This window comes from Neorhizobium sp. R1-B, from assembly GCF_004368875.1.
Lineage (GTDB): Bacteria > Pseudomonadota > Alphaproteobacteria > Rhizobiales > Rhizobiaceae > Neorhizobium > Neorhizobium huautlense.
On record NZ_SOEM01000002.1, the window covers coordinates 210,403 to 226,661 of the forward strand.

Consider the following 16,259-nt stretch of genomic DNA (forward strand, 5'->3'; position numbering starts at 1 on the left):
GTATCAGTCCGCCAACAGTTCCGGCCGGGCGCGCATCTCGTTGAGATGATCGGCATTGCCGCAAAAGCTCGCGAAATCGATGGCGGCAGTTCCGTCGGCCAGTTCCCTGCGACAGCGGCCCTTTTCTCCGCAGTTCGAGCAGTTGATGTGCATTTCCCGGAATTCCAGGGGTTCCAGGAGCCTTACCTCTTCCGGATCGATATTCAGGACCCGCATGAGGGTCAGCATTTCGTCTGCTGCATGAGGTCCGCGACGGATCAGAGAAACGAATTCGTCCTTCGATAGTGCATTGTCGCGGGCGAGCACTTCGACCATCTCGTTATCAAGGCTTGCGAGGATCTTTGCCTCCTCGACCGTGTCCCACGCCGAGGAACACCAGCGGGCAATTCTGGAAGCGAGGCTTTCATGGCGGATAGGGGCTTGATCGGTCATGGTATTCTCCTCTCTATTGTCGAGAGGATAGGCCCACAAGAACAGCAGTCGTTGACCAAGATCAACCAGTTTGGTTTTGGGAAGCCTGATAACAGGGCTTGGAAAAGATACGAGAGACATTGAGGGAGAGAGACTATGCCGACAATCAATCCGGGCTTTTCAACTCTGGCAGTTCACGCGGGCGCACAGCCTGATCCGACGACCGGAGCCAGGGCGACGCCTATCTACCAGACCACATCCTTCGTGTTCAACGATGCCGATCACGCCGCGGCATTGTTTGGCCTGCAGCAGTTCGGCAATATCTATACCCGCATCATGAACCCGACCCAGGCGGTGCTGGAGGAACGGGTGGCGGCACTCGAGGGGGGCACCGCGGGGCTCGCGGTCGCGTCTGGCCATGCGGCGCAGATGCTGACTTTCCACACGATCATGCAGCCGGGCGACAATTTCGTCGCTGCGCGAAAACTTTACGGCGGGTCAATCAACCAGTTCGGCCATGCGTTCAGGAATTTCGACTGGCATGTACGCTGGGCCGATACGGAAGATCCGGCAAGCTTCGACAGCCAGATCGACGCCCGCACCCGCGCAATCTTCATCGAGAGTCTCGCTAATCCCGCCGGCACATTCGTGGATATCGCGGCAATCGCCGAGGTGGCGCAGCGGCGCGGCATTCCGCTGATCGTCGACAACACGATGGCGACGCCCTATCTCGTCCGGCCGCTCGAACACGGCGCCGATATCGTCGTCCATTCGCTGACCAAGTTCATGGGCGGCCATGGCAACTCCATGGGCGGCGTGATCGTCGACGGAGGCACGTTCAACTGGTCGAAATCGGGCAACTATCCGATGCTTTCGGAGCCGCGGCCGGAATATGCCGGTGTCGTGCTGCACCAGACGTTCGGCAATATCGGCTTTGCCATCGCAGCCCGCGTGCTGGGCCTGCGCGATATCGGCCCTGCGATCTCGCCTTTCAACGCCTTCATGATCCTGACCGGCATCGAGACCTTGCCTTTGCGCATGCAGAAGCATTGCGACAATGCCGCCGCGGCCGCCAAATGGCTGAAGGGGCACCCGAAGGTTGCCTGGGTTCGCTATGCCGGTCTGGAGGGCGATCCGAACCACGCCCTGCAGACGCGGTATTCGCCGAAAGGCGCCGGTTCGGTCTTCACCTTCGGCATCACCGGCGGCTACGAGGCGGGCAAGACCTTTGTCGAAAGCCTGCAGCTTTTCTCCCATCTGGCCAATATCGGCGACACCCGTTCGCTGGTCATCCACCCGGCTTCCACGACCCACCGACAACTGACCGAAGAACAGCAGATCGCCGCCGGCGCCGGTCCGGACGTGGTGAGGCTGTCGATCGGCATCGAGGATGCTGCCGACATTATCGCCGATCTCGAACAGGCTTTGTCAAAAATCTGAGGAAAAAATGGCATTCTGGCTGACTTTCGACGCTGCTGCGATCGAGGCGGAAGAGGGCGCTCCGGGGCTCGACCGGGTCATTTCCGGTAGCCCCACCTTTCGCACATGGAATTTCGAAGAGGCCGATGACGGCCTCTATGCCGGCATATGGGAGGCAACGCCCGGCAAGTGGCAGATCTCTTACGACGAATGGGAATATTTCCACATTCTCTCAGGTCATTCGATCGTGACGGAGGATGGCGGCGAGGCCATCCAGTTGAAAGCGGGCGACAGCATGGTACTGAGACCCGGCTTCAACGGAACCTGGGAAGTGATTGAAACGACTCGCAAGGACTATGTGATCAGGGTCTAAGAGGCGGATTTCATTCTTTGTTGAAAGCCTTAGCGAATTCAGGCGAGGAGATGAAGGCAAGGCTGCGCCGGAATTCCTCGGACTTCTCCTTGCCAAAAGCTTTGTCGAAGTGATCCTGGGCAACCTGCCAACGGGCGGTTAGGTCCCGCTGCTTCGCGGTACCCGCATCCGTCAGCCGCACCCGCTTCACCCTACGGTCCGTCTGGTCGGGGGTAAGTTCGACATATCCGTCGCGGATAAGCGGCTTCAGCGTATGACCAAGCGCGGAAAGGTCCATGACCATGGTTTCCGCGAGGCTTTTCAGAGTTGGTTCGCCGGAGCGGGCGATCTGCGACATGAGTGAGAATTGTGTGCCCTTAAGGCCGGTATCCCCCATGGCATCCTCATAGAGCTGGCCAAGTTGTCTGGCGGCGCGGCGTACTGCGCTGTTGCTGCAGTGAAGCCAAATACCGTCCTCGAGCTGATCTTTTTTCGTCATGGGACTTCTGTTTCGTCGCGACGCAGAGTGCCCGATTTTCCCTGGCTCTGCTACCGCCAATAAAAAATCTTCGCGCCTCTTGCACAGTCGTCTGGTCGCTTTCATCTATTTAGTGGTATATGCCAGTAAAATCCAGATCAGGAGATAAACAATGACTGAAACCTTGAAACTCGGAACCGCCTTGGTGACAGGTGCATCCTCCGGCATCGGCGCGGCTTATGCCGAGCGGCTGGCGCGCCGCGGCTACGATCTCGTCCTTGTTGCCCGCGACGAGGATCGTCTGAAGACCACCGCCGGGCGTTTGTCACGTGAGACAGGCGTCAAGGCTGATGTGCTTCGCGCAGATCTGACGCAGCGTGGGGACGTCGCGGCGGTCGAGATGCGCCTGCGGCGAGACGATTCGATCACACTTTTCGTCAACAATGCCGGCATTGGCCCTAAAGGCCCGCTGCTCAAGACCGAGCTCGACTATCTCGACCAGATGGTCGATCTCAATGTCACGGCGGCAAATCGGCTTGCGGTTGCCGCAGCGCAGGCATTTGTCGGTCGCGGCAGGGGCGCTATCATCAATACGGCCTCGGTGGTTGCGCTGTGGCCTCAGGTCTTCAGCGGCACCTATACGGCAAGCAAGGCCTTTGTTCTGAGCCTGACGGAATCGCTGGCGACCGAGCTCGCGGGGACCGGTGTGCGTATCCAGGCGGTTCTACCGGGGCTCACCCGGACGGAACTATTCGATCGGGTCGGCGGATCGTTCGACAACATGGATCCGAACATGGTGATGAATGTCGGCGATCTGGTCGATGCCGCGCTGGCCGGTTTTGATCAGGGCGAACTGGTCACCATCCCGTCGCTTTCGGACAAGACACTCTATGACAGCTTTGAAAAGGCGCGGAGCGAATTGCAACCGCATCTCTCACTCAGCAAGCCGGCTTCCCGTTATGGAGTCGGAGCGGAGACGGCAGCGACCTGATCAACGTCCCCACGAAAGATCAAGTCTCTCCAACCCATGGAAGTGGTAGACATCCTTGACCGACGGCGGCTTGGCGATATTGAGCCCCGGCAGCCGCCGGAAGAGGATCGGCAGTACCGTATTCAACTCCAGCCTTGCCAATGGCGCGCCGATGCAGAAATGGATGCCGGCGCCGAACGAAAGGTTCGGCGCCTCCTGCCGGTCTGGTTTGAAGGCCAGCGGATTTGGGAACTTTGCCGGATCGAGATTGGCGGCGGCGAGGATGAGGCTTACCTTGTCGCCACGCTTGAATGTGACGCCGTCGATTTCGACATCCTCCAAAGCCCAACGCTGAAAAATATGCACCGGCGCGCATATGCGTAGCGTCTCTTCGACCGTCCGTTCCGTTGCCGCCTCGTCGCGGAAGAGATCGGTCGCCGGCAGTCCGCTTTCCAGGATCACGCGAACCGAGTTGCCGATCTGGTGGACCGTCGCCTCGTGCCCGGCGTTCAGGAGTACGATGGTCGTCGATACCAGTTCGTCATCGGTGAGGTACTGGCCCTTGTGCTCGGTGTGGATCATGTGAGTCAGAAGATCTTCTCGCGGCTGACGGCGCCGTTCGGCGATCAGTCGCCTGACGTAATCGGCGAATTCTTTGGCGGCACGGTCTGCGGCGTATTCGTCCTCGCGGCTGCGCTTGAACATGTACATGCCCACATAGGCATGCGACCACTTGAGAAGTTGCGGCCCCATCTCGTCCGGAATGCCGATCATTCGGGCGATCATGGTAACCGGAATGATGTCGGCAAAGGATGACAGGAGTTCCGTCTTGCCCTCCTTCTCGAACCCGTCGATCAGCCGCTCCGCAAGGTCCGCGATTTCCGGCCGGAGCTTTTCGATGTGTCGGGAAACGAAGGCGCGATTGACAAGCGTGCGCAGCCGCGTGTGCTCCGGCGGTTCAAGCTCCAGCAGGGAATGACGCTCGGCCAGATCGAAATTTTTCAGATGCAGCTCTGGCTCCGGTAAGCCAAGCTCCTGGCGGCTGGCGATATGCAGGATCTGGCGGCCGAATCGCCGGTCACGTAGAAGCGCGTTCACGTGGTCGTAACCGGTGAAGAACCATTGCTTCTGCTCCGCCCAATAGAAGGTCGGGCAGTGCTCGTGGAGAGCCGCATAGACGCGGTTGGGATTACTGTAAAATGCCGGGTTGCGGCCGTCGAGAAAGACGCGGCGGACTTTCAGGTCGATGCGGAGGAAATCGGGCAGTGCTGTCATGCCCGATGCCTATCGCAATCTCTTCTACCGCGAAAGCCGCTATTGCCCGACCGCGGCTCCCTCGCGGCGAGGATCGGCACTGCCGGCCAGTCCATTTGCGGTGATCTCGATCGCATGCAGGCCGGAATTCATCTCGCCGGCCTTCACCTCGTATCCAAGCGCCTTCAGCGGCTCGGCAAGCTTCTCGGCGTCGGTCCCGGCTTCGATGTCGTAGGTGCCGAACCGGTTGATGAGATGCGGCTGCGCGACGATCTGCTCCACCGGCATGCCCCAGTCGATATAGGCAATGAGCGCTTGCGCGACGTAGCCGATGATCTGGCTGCCGCCCGGCGAGCCGATGGCGAGCAACGGCTTGCCCTCCTTCATGACGATCGTCGGCGACATAGACGAACGAGGCCGCTTGCCGGGCTCGACGCGATTGGCGACCGGCAGGCTGCCGTCATGGGTCTTGAAGGAGAAGTCAGTGAGTTCGTTATTGAGCAGAAAGCCGTTCGTCATCAGCCGTGAACCGAAGCCGCTTTCGATGGTCGTGGTCATCGAGACGACATTGCCTTCCTTGTCCACTATCACGAAATGGCTGGTGGAGGGCAGTTCGATCGCCGCGTCGCGGCCGAAGAGCAGGGCATGGTCCCATTCCGGCTCGCCAGCCTTCACCGCATCGGCGGCAAGCGGCTTGCCACCGTCGAGCAGGTCGGCGCGCTTGCCGAGATAGTCTTTCTTGAGGAGGCCTTTGATCGGCAGGGGCGTGAAATCGGCGTCGGCGAGATAACGTTCGCGATCTGCGAAGGCCAGGCGCTGGGCGTCGCCGATGATCCGCCAGCTTTCCACATTTTGCGGCCCGAGCGCCTTTACGTCGAAATTCTCGATGACGCCGAGCATCTGCCCGATGGCAACCGCACCGGAGGAGGGAGGCCCCATGCCGCAGACATCCAGCGCGCGATAGTTGAAGCAGACGGACTCTCGTTCCTTGATCCGGTAATTGGCGAGATCGGCAAGCGACAGAACGCCCGGATTGCCGGCCGCCTCGCGAACGGTCTTCACAATGGCCTCTGCAATCGGCCCCTTGTAGAAGGCGTCGGCGCCGCCCGATGCAATCGCCTTCAGCGTATCGGCATAGGCGGGGTTCTTGAGTGTCATCCCGGCTTTCAATGGCGCTCCGGCGGCATCATAGAAATAACCCCGAGGCCCGTCGTATTTCTTCAGTCGTTCGCCTTCGGCCGCAAGGAGTGAGGCAAGGCGGGGAGAAACGGAAAAGCCCTCCGCCGCAAGCTTTTCTGCCGGTTGGAAAAGACCGGCCCATTCCGCCTTCCCATAGCGTTTGTGCACGTCTTCAAGCAGGCGCACTGTACCGGGCGTGCCGACCGAACGCCCACCGACCACGGCGTCCATGAATTTCAACGGCTGGCCCTGCGCATCGAGGAAGAGTTTCGGTGTCGCCTCCATCGGCGCGGTCTCGCGGCCGTCGAACGTGGTCAGCTTAGCAGATCCCGCATCGTAATAGACGAGGAAGGAGCCCCCGCCGAGGCCGGAGCTTTGCGGTTCCACGAGCCCCAGCACCGTCTGGACGGCGACCATAGCATCAATCGCATTGCCGCCGTTGGCGATGATCTCGCGGCCTGCCTCTGCGGCGAGCGGATTGGCCGCCGCGACCATGAAGTCCTTTGTTTCTACGCGTTTTGCGGCGGTGAAGCCCGTCGCTCGTTCCGGCGCCACGGTGTCGGATGCTTGCTGGGCCGGCAGCGGCGCAGCCCAAAGCACCAAGGAAAATACAATGCCACTGAAAAGTCCCGTCCGCATGATGCATCCTCCGCAACGCTTTGCCCATCACCGGAATGTGGGCGTCCGGACGCGAAGGGCAAGAGGTCAGCGCTGACCGAGGGCGGCCAGTTGTTTGAGCGCTACCACTTGGCGGTCGGCGCGCAGGTCGGTCGGGGATTCGACTTCGCCCTGCCGATCGACGGCGGGAACGATGAAGGCTTCTATGCCGGTATCGATCGCGGTGCGGTCGCGGCCGCACTCCTTTGCGGTATAGAGAGCCCGGTCGGCCGCGGTGAACAGGAGATCGAGATCGGCATTGTCGGCCACTGCAAGGGCGATCCCGACACTCACCGTGACCTTGATCTGGTGGTCGCCGGCGTTGATCGTCTGTCGCTTTAGCGTGAGCCGGATTGCTTCCGCGATGCTGGCTGCCTCCACCATATCGCCCACCCGCAGGATGGACGCGAATTCCTCGCCGCCCATCCGGCCGAACGAACCGCGGCCTCGCAGCGACGTCTGGCCGACCATCGAGAAAGCGACCAAAACGGCGTCGCCCGCCTGATGGCCGCAGCGGTCGTTTATCTGTTTGAAGCAGTCAAGATCGAACTGCAGCATGGCGATCAGTGGCCTGTCACTCCTCAAAACGCCGCAGAGCCCGTGGAATTCGTTGATCAGGCCGCGCCGGTTGAGCGCGCCCGTCAGCGGGTCAGTCAGGGCCAATGCCTTCAGCTTTTCCTCCGAGCGTTCCGTCAGCAGCCTTGCAGTGCCGGCGACGAAGGCGATGAAGCAGAAGGCGGCGGGAAAAAAGAGGAGCGCGGCATTCGGGGCGGATGCGAAGGACACCGGGGGACGCATGATCGCCAATACGGCGCTGACCCCGTTTGCGAGAAGCTGGATGCCGATCAAGACCGCCAGGAAGCGGCGGGTCGAGCGGGAGGGGCCGTTGTTTCGCACAAGTATGCCGATCAGGATCGCATAGCCGACTATGGCCGCGCCGTTGTAGAGGACGACGCGGTTAGGGAAGCTCTCGCGCACCGGGTCGAGAAACATGCCAGCGATCCAGATGAGTGCCGGAATGGCGACAAAACCTCCGACTGATTTGCCATCGAACTGCAGAAAACCGGCGATCCAAAAGCCGACGCCCGTGAAGACGACAGTATTGGCGATCTCGATCGATACGAAGTCGGGGATATAGCCGCGCAGGGCCAGCAGCGTCACACCCAACCCATGGAGCGCAAAACCGCCACCCCAACTCAGGTAAAAGCGTTCTCGCTCATAGAACCAGCGTGACCAGAGAAGCACAGCAAGCGTCATCGCCTCGGCAGCCCAAATCACCAGGCCCGTCAAAATATCCACATCAAACCCCCACGCCCCAGCTTCGGGCACGGCCAGCATGACGGAAAGTCTTTAAAATGACGTTGCCGACCACGCTCGGATCCGCCGAGGGAATCGAGCAGGGATTTTAAATACGCTCTCGATCTTCACCCCCGCTTTACTCTGATCCGTCAAAAACTTGTGCGGCTTGACAAAACCAGGTTCTGGCCGGCTGCGATCTCGGGAAAATCGCGATAGCGGTCAGTTTCGCACATCCTACGGCGATTAAGGATATCGGATGCTCCGTCTTGAAGTACCGGGCGTTGACACTCTATGTAGGGATGACCCATTCCATTTGATTCCGGAGCGCCTTTCTGCCTTCGGCCCGGGATCAAGAGAAGCTTGACAAAGGACGGACATGAGAAATCCAGTTGATACCGCAATGGCCTTGGTGCCGATGGTCGTCGAACAGACCAATCGCGGTGAGCGCTCCTACGACATCTTTTCGCGGCTTCTCAAGGAGCGCATCATCTTCCTGACCGGTCCGGTGGAGGATCAGATGGCGTCGCTCGTCTGCGCGCAGCTCCTTTTCCTCGAGGCCGAGAATCCCAAAAAGGAAATCGCCCTGTATATCAATTCGCCCGGCGGCGTCGTGACCGCCGGCATGGCGATCTACGATACGATGCAGTTCATCAAGCCTGCAGTTTCGACACTTTGCATCGGCCAGGCGGCTTCGATGGGCTCGCTGCTGCTTTGCGCCGGCGAAAAGGGCATGCGTTTTGCAACCCCGAACGCCCGCATCATGGTGCACCAGCCCTCGGGTGGTTTCCAGGGCCAGGCGTCAGATATCGAGCGCCATGCCCGTGACATATTGAAGATGAAAAGACGCCTGAACGAGGTCTATGTGAAGCACACGGGCCGCACCTATGAAGAGGTCGAGAAGACGCTCGACCGCGACCACTTCATGGCGCCTGACGAGGCCCAGGACTGGGGCGTCATCGACAAGATCCTGACCTCGCGTCTGGAACTTGAGGGTGGCGCTGCAGATTGAGTGTGATGGCGGATCCTGTGCGTCTCACCCCGTTGTGAGCAAAAAAGGGTTTCAAGTCGCACGGAAAGCGCTATTAGTACCTATTAATGCTGTGTTGAACTTTTGTGACATAGCATGCGTTTCTTGAGGGTTTCGTTGCCGCCGATCTGCATGGTGTGGCCGGATCGGTAGAGTACCCTTAGGGCAGGCGGTGCGTCAGTCCGTCAGGACGCGTGCCGGCGGGCTGTAGAGTGGACCGCGCCCGTTTGACGTGAGCGCGGAGTGCTGGAAGGAAAGTGATATGAGCAAAGTCAGCGGCAGCAACGGCGGCGACTCGAAAAATACCCTGTATTGCTCTTTCTGCGGAAAGAGCCAGCACGAGGTCCGGAAGCTGATCGCCGGACCGACGGTATTCATCTGCGATGAATGCGTCGAACTGTGCATGGACATCATCCGCGAAGAGAACAAGACCTCGATGGTCAAGTCGCGCGACGGGGTTCCGACGCCGCAGGACATCATCAAGGTTCTCGACGAATATGTCATCGGCCAGAAACAGGCCAAGCGCATCCTGTCGGTTGCCGTGCATAACCATTACAAGCGCCTCGCGCACGCCTCCAAGGGCGGCGATGTCGAGCTCGCGAAGTCGAACATCATGTTGGTCGGTCCGACCGGCTGCGGCAAGACCTACCTTGCCCAGACGCTCGCCCGCATCATCGACGTTCCCTTCACGATGGCGGACGCGACGACCTTGACCGAAGCCGGTTATGTCGGCGAAGACGTCGAAAACATCATCCTGAAGCTCCTGCAGGCTGCGGATTACAATGTCGAACGCGCCCAGCGCGGCATCGTCTATATCGACGAAGTCGACAAGATCTCCCGCAAGTCGGACAACCCTTCGATCACCCGTGATGTGTCGGGCGAGGGCGTCCAGCAGGCGCTTCTGAAGATCATGGAAGGCACGGTTGCCTCGGTTCCGCCGCAGGGCGGCCGCAAGCATCCGCAGCAGGAATTCCTGCAGGTCGATACGACGAACATCCTGTTCATCTGCGGCGGTGCCTTTGCCGGTCTGGACAAGATCATCTCCGCCCGCGGCGAAAAGACCTCGATCGGCTTTGCCGCAACGGTTCGTGCCCAGGATGAGCGCCGCGTCGGCGAAGTGCTGCGCGAACTCGAGCCGGAAGATCTCGTGAAGTTCGGCCTGATTCCGGAATTCATCGGTCGGCTGCCGGTTCTGGCGACGCTCGAAGACCTCGACGAAGATGCACTGATCCAGATCCTTTCCGAACCGAAGAACGCGCTCGTCAAGCAGTACCAGCGCCTGTTCGAGATGGAGGACGTGGAGCTGACTTTCCACGAAGACGCGTTGCGCGAAATCGCCAAGAGAGCGATCGTCCGCAAAACCGGCGCTCGTGGCCTTCGGTCGATCATGGAAAAGATCCTGCTCGACACGATGTTCGAACTGCCGGCTCTGGAAGGCGTCCGTGAAGTGGTGATTTCCGAAGAGGTCGTGCGCGGCACTGCGCGTCCGCTCTACATCTACGCGGATCGCCAGGATGAGAAGGCGAACGTTTCCGCCTGATCCGAGTGACCTGACAATAACCTTGAAGAGGCCCCAATGGGGCCTCTTTGCTAAGCAGCATGACCTCCTGTTTTTTGATTATCCATGATTTTTCCATGGCGAAGAATTGCACGATATTCGCCTTGCATTAGAAGCGGCGCGGGAAGATCATCGTTGTTACGGCTGCTTCGTTTGTTTGCGATTGCAAGTGGGACTGTCGGCGATCATGTCCGTATCCTTGGCGTTCTGCGTAAGCGTTTGAGTTGAAGCACGCTTTGCAATAGCATTGTCACAATCCTCCGAGGCAGCAGGCTTGCAAGGCTTGAAATCGATTTTCAAACACTCCACTTTGAGCGGGAGTGAAATACCTGGGTGATTTGCCCAGAACGTTTCCCGGAAACGGGACGATGGAAAGGAAATGAAATGACGAATTCAACGTCTGCGGCATCTGGCGGCGAAACCTATCCGGTGCTGCCGCTGCGCGACATTGTGGTCTTTCCGCATATGATCGTGCCCCTGTTCGTCGGACGGGAAAAATCAATTCGCGCGCTTGAAGAGGTCATGGGATCCGACAAGCAGATCATGCTCGTCACCCAGATCAATGCCAGCGACGATGATCCCGAACCGTCCGCGATCTACAAGGTTGGCACAGTCGCCAATGTGCTGCAGCTCCTGAAGCTTCCCGATGGTACCGTGAAGGTGCTTGTCGAAGGGCGCGCCCGCGCCAAGATCGAAAGTTATACCGATCGGGAAGAGTTCTACGAAGCAAAGGCCGATGTGCTGGCCGAACCTGACGAAGATGCGGTCGAGGTGGAGGCGTTGTCGCGCTCCGTGGTTTCCGAATTCGAAAACTACGTCAAGCTGAACAAGAAGATCTCCCCTGAAGTGGTGGGTGCTGCAAGCCAGATCGAAGACTATTCGAAGCTTGCCGACACGGTCGCCTCGCATCTGTCGATCAAGATCACCGAAAAGCAGGAAATGCTCGAGACGGTTTCCGTCAAGCTGCGGCTCGAAAAGGCGCTCGGCTTCATGGAAGGCGAGATCTCAGTCCTGCAGGTGGAAAAGCGCATCCGCTCGCGCGTCAAGCGCCAGATGGAAAAGACCCAGCGCGAATACTACCTCAACGAACAGATGAAGGCGATCCAGAAGGAGCTCGGCGACGGCGAGGAAGGCCGCGACGAGATGGCCGAACTGGAAGAGCGCATCTCCAAGACGAAGCTGTCCAAGGAAGCCAAGGAAAAGGCCGATGCCGAGCTGAAGAAGCTCCGGCAGATGAGCCCGATGTCGGCGGAAGCCACCGTCGTGCGCAACTATCTCGACTGGCTGCTCGGCATTCCGTGGGGCAAGAAGTCGAAGATCAAGGCCGACCTCCACAATGCCGAAAAGATCCTCGAGCAGGATCACTTCGGTCTCGACAAGGTCAAGGAGCGCATCATCGAGTATCTCGCGGTGCAGGCCCGTGCCACCAAGATCAAAGGTCCTATCCTGTGCCTGGTCGGTCCTCCGGGTGTCGGCAAGACTTCGCTGGCTCAGTCGATCGCCAAGGCGACCGGCCGCGAATATGTCCGCATGGCGCTCGGTGGCGTTCGTGACGAGGCCGAGATCCGCGGCCATCGCCGTACCTATATCGGCTCGATGCCCGGCAAGGTCATCCAGTCGATGAAGAAGGCGAAGAAATCCAATCCGCTTTTCCTACTCGACGAAATCGACAAGATGGGCATGGATTTCCGTGGCGACCCGTCTTCGGCCCTGCTCGAAGTGCTTGATCCGGCGCAGAACTCGACGTTCATGGACCACTATCTGGAGGTCGAATACGACCTGTCGGATGTGATGTTCATCACCACGGCGAACACGCTGAACATTCCGGCACCGCTGATGGACCGCATGGAAATCATCCGCATCGCCGGTTACACGGAAGACGAAAAGCGCGAAATCGCCAAGCGTCACCTTCTGCCAAAGGCAATCAAGGAACATGCGCTGCAGCCGAACGAGTTCTCGGTCAGCGACGATGCCCTGATGGCGGTGATTCAGCAGTATACCCGTGAAGCGGGTGTCCGTAACTTCGAGCGCGAATTGATGAAGCTCGCCCGCAAGGCGGTCACCGAGATCATCAAAGGCAAGACGAAATCGGTCGAAATCACGGCGGCCAACATTCACGACTATCTCGGCGTGCCCCGCTTCCGCCATGGCGAAGCAGAGCGCGAGGATCAGGTCGGGGTCGTTACCGGCCTTGCCTGGACCGAGGTCGGCGGTGAACTGCTGACCATCGAAGGGGTGATGATGCCGGGCAAGGGCCGTATGACGGTCACCGGCAACCTCAAGGAGGTCATGAAGGAATCGATTTCGGCTGCGGCATCCTATGTCCGTTCGCGCGCCGTCGATTTCGGCATCGAGCCTCCCCGATTCGACAAGTCCGACATCCACGTTCACGTGCCGGAGGGGGCGACCCCTAAGGACGGTCCGTCCGCAGGTGTCGCCATGGCAACCGCCATCGTGTCGACCATGACCGGGATTCCGGTCAACAAAAATGTGGCGATGACCGGTGAAATTACGCTTCGCGGTCGTGTGCTGCCGATCGGTGGCCTCAAGGAAAAGCTGCTCGCAGCTCTCCGGGGCGGTATCACCAAGGTTCTGATCCCGGAAGAGAATGCCAAGGATCTGGCTGAAATTCCGGACAATGTGAAGAACAGCATGGAGATCATTCCGGTTTCCCGCATGGGAGAAGTGATCCGCCATGCGCTCGTTCGCCAGCCCGAGCCCATTGAATGGGACGGCACGGTGGAAACGCCGGTCATCGCCACAGTCGAGGGCGTTGACGACGTCGGCGCCGCGATCGCGCATTGATCGACAGGCTTCCGTATATGCCAATTTGGCACTGACCACTGAAAAAGCCGGCTTAAAGCCGGCTTTTTTTGTGAAAACTTTCGGAGACCCCTTGTTTTTCAGGCGATTGCGGAGCTTTTGGGTTGCCAAGGCCGGACGGAAAACTATTGTCGGCCCCGAAATACATGAGTCGTTCCAAAACCGTTGAAAGGGGTGGAAACATGAACAAGAACGAGCTGGTATCCGCAGTGGCCGAAAAGGCTGGCCTCTCCAAGGCCGATGCCGCATCCGCTGTTGATGCCGTTTTTGAGACCGTACAGGCTGAACTGAAGAAGGGCGGCGATATCCGTCTTGCCGGTTTCGGCAGCTTCTCCGTTTCCCGTCGCGAAGCGTCCAAGGGTCGTAACCCTTCGACCGGCGCTGAAGTCGACATTCCGGCACGCAACGTGCCGAAGTTCTCGGCCGGTAAGGGCCTGAAGGACGCAGTCAACAGCTAACGCGCTGCCTTTCAGGCACCCTTACAGTCTCGAACAAGAAAAGGCCCGGTTTCCGGGCCTTTTCCTTTTGGCGGCATTGTCATCTGCCTGTCACGCATCTGGCCCACAAGCCATCTGTTCGTTTCCAGGACAGGAGGGGCTTCCCATGACATTTTCACTTCGTGCCGCCATGACCGCTGCGCTTCTGGCGTCGGTCTCAGTGCCGGCCAGCGCCGAGCAGGTGTTCAACCGCATTGCATCTTTCCCCGTTGTCAGCAATCTTCCTGCCGATAAGGACAAGAAGGCAACCACATCGGCAGAGATCATCACCGCCAGCGAAGACGGCAAGACGCTCATCTATTCCGACAGCCCGCTCGGCGCGATCGGTTTCATCGACATCACCGATCCCAAGGCTCCGAAGGCACTCGGCGCCGTGACTTTCAAGGGCGAACCAACGTCGGTTGCCGCGGTCGGCAACAAGGTCCTTGCAGCCGTCAATACCGGCGAAAGCAAGGCCAAGCCAACCGGCATGCTCGCCGTCGTCGACATCGCCACGAAGAAGGTCGACCTGACCTGCGATCTGGGTGGCCAGCCGGATTCGATCGCAGTCTCCAGGGACAAGACCTTTGCGGCGATCGCGATCGAAAACGAGCGCGACGAGGATGTGAACGACGGAGCTCTCCCGCAGATGCCGGCCGGCGACCTCGTCATCGTGTCGCTCAAGGGGGGCACTGCCGACTGCGCGTCGATCAAGCATGTCGATCTGAGGGGCATTGCCGAAGTCGCGCCGGAAGATCCGGAGCCCGAATTCGTCGCCATCAACGATGCCGGCGAAATCGCCGTGACGCTGCAGGAAAACAACCATATCGCTATCATCGACGGCAAGACGGCCAAGGTCATCGGTCACTTCTCCGCCGGCAAGACCGACTTGGATGGCATCGACAACAAGACCGACGGCCAGCTTGCGTTTACGGGCAAGGCCGAAGGCGTGCTCCGCGAGCCCGACGCGATCAAGTGGCTCGACCACAATCGTCTGGCTGTCGCCAACGAAGGCGACTGGAAGGGCGGTTCGCGCAGCTTCACCATCTTCGACCGCAGCGGCAAGGTCCTCTATGAATCCGGCGCCTCGCTGGAGCGCGAGATCGCTCGAATCGGCCATTTTCCGGACAAGCGTGCGAAGTCAAAGGGTGTCGAATTGGAAGGTATGGAGTTCGCTTCCTTCAACGGCCGCAATTACATTTTTGTTCTCTCCGAACGCGCTTCCGTCGTGGCCGTTTACAAGGATACCGGCGCCGAACCGCAACTTGCCCAGCTTCTGCCCTCGGGCATCTCGCCGGAAGGTGCTGTCGCCATTCCTGGCCGCAACCTGCTCGCCACGGCCAATGAAGCCGATCTCGGCGAAGACGGCGGCGCCCGCTCACATGTGATGATCTATGAGCTTGCCGAAGGCCGGCCTAGCTATCCGACGCTCGTCTCGAAGGATGTCGACGGCAATGTAGTCGGCTGGGGCGCTCTCTCCGGCCTTGTCGGCGACGCTGAAAAGGATGGCATTCTCTATGCGGTCAGCGACAGCGTCTACAACATGCAGCCGTCGATCTTCACCATCGATACGACGAGGAAGCCGGCCGAGATTACCAATGTCCTGCGGGTGACCCGCAACGGACAGCCGGCCCAAAAGCTTGATATCGAGGGTGTAGCGCTTGATGGAAAGGGTGGTTTCTGGCTGGCGTCGGAAGGCGATTCGGCCAAGCTGACCGGCCACGGCCTCTACAACGTCAACGCCAAAGGTGAGATCAAGGCTGAAATCGGCCTGCCGGCCGACCTCCTTGCCGGCGAAACCCGCTTCGGCTTTGAGGGTGTGACAACCGTCGGCTCCGGCGACGACCTCACGCTCTGGATGGCAATCCAGCGCGAGTGGAAGGACGATCCGAAAAGTACAGTGAAGCTCGTCTCCTACAAGCCGAAGAGCAAGGAATGGGGCGCCGTCCGTTATCCGCTGGACAAGGCGGATGCCGGCTGGGTCGGCCTGTCGGAAATCACCGCGCACGGTGACCACGTCTATATCGTCGAGCGCGACAACCAGATCGGCGACAATGCCAAGCTGAAGAAGCTCTATCGCGTCGCGATCGCCGACCTGAAGCCGGTGAAGCTCGGCGGCGAACTGCCACTGGTAAAGAAGGAAGAAGTCCACGACTTCATTCCGGATCTGAAGGCGACCAACGGCTATGTCCTCGACAAGCTGGAAGGCTTTACCTTCGACAAGTCCGGCAAGGCCTTTGCCGTCACCGACAACGACGGCATCGACGATTCCTCGGGCGAGACGCTACTCTTCCCGGTCGAGTTGAAGGGAACGAACTGAGCATCACGAAGAGATATGGAAAGGCCGGGCGTTGTC

The 16,259-nt window shown here is 59.5% G+C and carries 13 protein-coding genes; 8 read left to right on the forward strand and 5 right to left on the reverse strand.

Annotation, left to right across the window (positions count from 1 at the left end; all coding sequences use genetic code 11):
* Positions 1–3: 3 nt before the first annotated feature.
* Positions 4–432, reverse strand: a complete 429-nt coding sequence (locus EDE05_RS03865) for a DUF6455 family protein (protein WP_112801943.1) — start codon at positions 430–432, stop codon at positions 4–6.
* Positions 433–567: 135 nt separating this feature from the next.
* On the opposite strand from EDE05_RS03865, the gene EDE05_RS03870 reads away from it, so the two are divergent.
* Entirely contained in the window at positions 568–1,851 is a 1,284-nt protein-coding gene (locus EDE05_RS03870) for an O-acetylhomoserine aminocarboxypropyltransferase (RefSeq protein WP_132409798.1), read from the forward strand.
* 7 nt (positions 1,852–1,858) lie between these two features.
* Positions 1,859–2,203 carry a cupin domain-containing protein gene (locus EDE05_RS03875; RefSeq protein WP_134100207.1) on the forward strand — a complete coding sequence of 115 codons (345 nt, stop codon included), beginning with the start codon at positions 1,859–1,861 and terminating at the stop codon, positions 2,201–2,203.
* A gap of 10 nt (positions 2,204–2,213) precedes the next feature.
* Here EDE05_RS03875 and EDE05_RS03880 read toward each other — a convergent pair whose 3' ends face one another.
* Positions 2,214–2,681 (reverse strand): MarR family winged helix-turn-helix transcriptional regulator, encoded by a 468-nt coding sequence (locus tag EDE05_RS03880; protein ID WP_112801949.1) that lies wholly within the window; start codon positions 2,679–2,681, stop codon positions 2,214–2,216.
* A gap of 151 nt (positions 2,682–2,832) precedes the next feature.
* Here EDE05_RS03880 and EDE05_RS03885 point away from each other — a divergent pair, with 151 nt between their 5' ends.
* Positions 2,833–3,651: an SDR family oxidoreductase gene (locus tag EDE05_RS03885; RefSeq protein ID WP_134100209.1), complete on the forward strand. Its 819-nt coding sequence runs from the start codon at positions 2,833–2,835 to the stop codon at positions 3,649–3,651.
* Here the strand turns inward: EDE05_RS03885 and EDE05_RS03890 are convergent, their stop codons facing one another.
* The 3 genes from EDE05_RS03890 to EDE05_RS03900 all read right to left on the reverse strand — a co-directional run bounded on the left by EDE05_RS03890 (position 3,652) and on the right by EDE05_RS03900 (position 8,019).
* Entirely contained in the window at positions 3,652–4,905 is a 1,254-nt protein-coding gene (locus tag EDE05_RS03890; RefSeq protein WP_134100211.1) for a cytochrome P450, read from the reverse strand.
* Between the two features lie 39 nt (positions 4,906–4,944).
* The gene (gene ggt / locus EDE05_RS03895; RefSeq protein WP_112801955.1) at positions 4,945–6,702 is read right to left on the reverse strand and encodes a gamma-glutamyltransferase; all 1,758 of its coding nucleotides are present in this window, start codon (positions 6,700–6,702) and stop codon (positions 4,945–4,947) included.
* A gap of 66 nt (positions 6,703–6,768) precedes the next feature.
* A complete protein-coding gene (locus EDE05_RS03900) occupies positions 6,769–8,019 on the reverse strand; it encodes a GGDEF domain-containing protein (protein WP_166675429.1) in 1,251 nt (416 codons plus the stop codon).
* Positions 8,020–8,395: 376 nt separating this feature from the next.
* Between EDE05_RS03900 and clpP the strand changes: the two genes are divergently transcribed.
* The 5 genes from clpP to EDE05_RS03925 all read left to right on the forward strand — a co-directional run bounded on the left by clpP (position 8,396) and on the right by EDE05_RS03925 (position 16,223).
* Complete coding sequence (gene clpP / locus EDE05_RS03905; RefSeq protein ID WP_105371981.1) at positions 8,396–9,028, forward strand: ATP-dependent Clp endopeptidase proteolytic subunit ClpP; 633 nt, start codon at positions 8,396–8,398, stop codon at positions 9,026–9,028.
* Between the two features lie 280 nt (positions 9,029–9,308).
* A complete protein-coding gene (gene clpX / locus EDE05_RS03910) occupies positions 9,309–10,586 on the forward strand; it encodes an ATP-dependent Clp protease ATP-binding subunit ClpX (RefSeq protein ID WP_105371980.1) in 1,278 nt (425 codons plus the stop codon).
* Between the two features lie 402 nt (positions 10,587–10,988).
* Positions 10,989–13,409, forward strand: a complete 2,421-nt coding sequence (lon, locus tag EDE05_RS03915) for an endopeptidase La (protein WP_105371979.1) — start codon at positions 10,989–10,991, stop codon at positions 13,407–13,409.
* A 200-nt stretch (positions 13,410–13,609) separates the two neighbouring features.
* On the forward strand, positions 13,610–13,885 hold the full coding sequence (hupB, locus tag EDE05_RS03920) for a DNA-binding protein HupB (RefSeq protein WP_007753405.1): 276 nt from the start codon (positions 13,610–13,612) through the stop codon (positions 13,883–13,885).
* Between the two features lie 145 nt (positions 13,886–14,030).
* The gene (locus tag EDE05_RS03925) at positions 14,031–16,223 is read left to right on the forward strand and encodes an esterase-like activity of phytase family protein (protein WP_134100217.1); all 2,193 of its coding nucleotides are present in this window, start codon (positions 14,031–14,033) and stop codon (positions 16,221–16,223) included.
* Positions 16,224–16,259 lie beyond the last annotated feature (36 nt).

Bases quoted from the DNA above. Each gene is read 5' to 3' on its own strand.
- EDE05_RS03865 (WP_112801943.1), bottom strand. From the start codon at position 432: ATGACCGATCAAGCCCCTATCCGCCATGAAAGCCTCGCTTCCAGAATT.
- EDE05_RS03870 (WP_132409798.1), top strand. From the start codon at position 568: ATGCCGACAATCAATCCGGGCTTTTCAACTCTGGCAGTTCACGCGGGC.
- EDE05_RS03875 (WP_134100207.1), top strand. From the start codon at position 1,859: ATGGCATTCTGGCTGACTTTCGACGCTGCTGCGATCGAGGCGGAAGAG.
- EDE05_RS03880 (WP_112801949.1), bottom strand. From the start codon at position 2,681: ATGACGAAAAAAGATCAGCTCGAGGACGGTATTTGGCTTCACTGCAGC.
- EDE05_RS03885 (WP_134100209.1), top strand. From the start codon at position 2,833: ATGACTGAAACCTTGAAACTCGGAACCGCCTTGGTGACAGGTGCATCC.
- EDE05_RS03890 (WP_134100211.1), bottom strand. From the start codon at position 4,905: ATGACAGCACTGCCCGATTTCCTCCGCATCGACCTGAAAGTCCGCCGC.
- ggt (WP_112801955.1), bottom strand. From the start codon at position 6,702: ATGCGGACGGGACTTTTCAGTGGCATTGTATTTTCCTTGGTGCTTTGG.
- clpP (WP_105371981.1), top strand. From the start codon at position 8,396: ATGAGAAATCCAGTTGATACCGCAATGGCCTTGGTGCCGATGGTCGTC.
- clpX (WP_105371980.1), top strand. From the start codon at position 9,309: ATGAGCAAAGTCAGCGGCAGCAACGGCGGCGACTCGAAAAATACCCTG.
- lon (WP_105371979.1), top strand. From the start codon at position 10,989: ATGACGAATTCAACGTCTGCGGCATCTGGCGGCGAAACCTATCCGGTG.
- hupB (WP_007753405.1), top strand. From the start codon at position 13,610: ATGAACAAGAACGAGCTGGTATCCGCAGTGGCCGAAAAGGCTGGCCTC.
- EDE05_RS03925 (WP_134100217.1), top strand. From the start codon at position 14,031: ATGACATTTTCACTTCGTGCCGCCATGACCGCTGCGCTTCTGGCGTCG.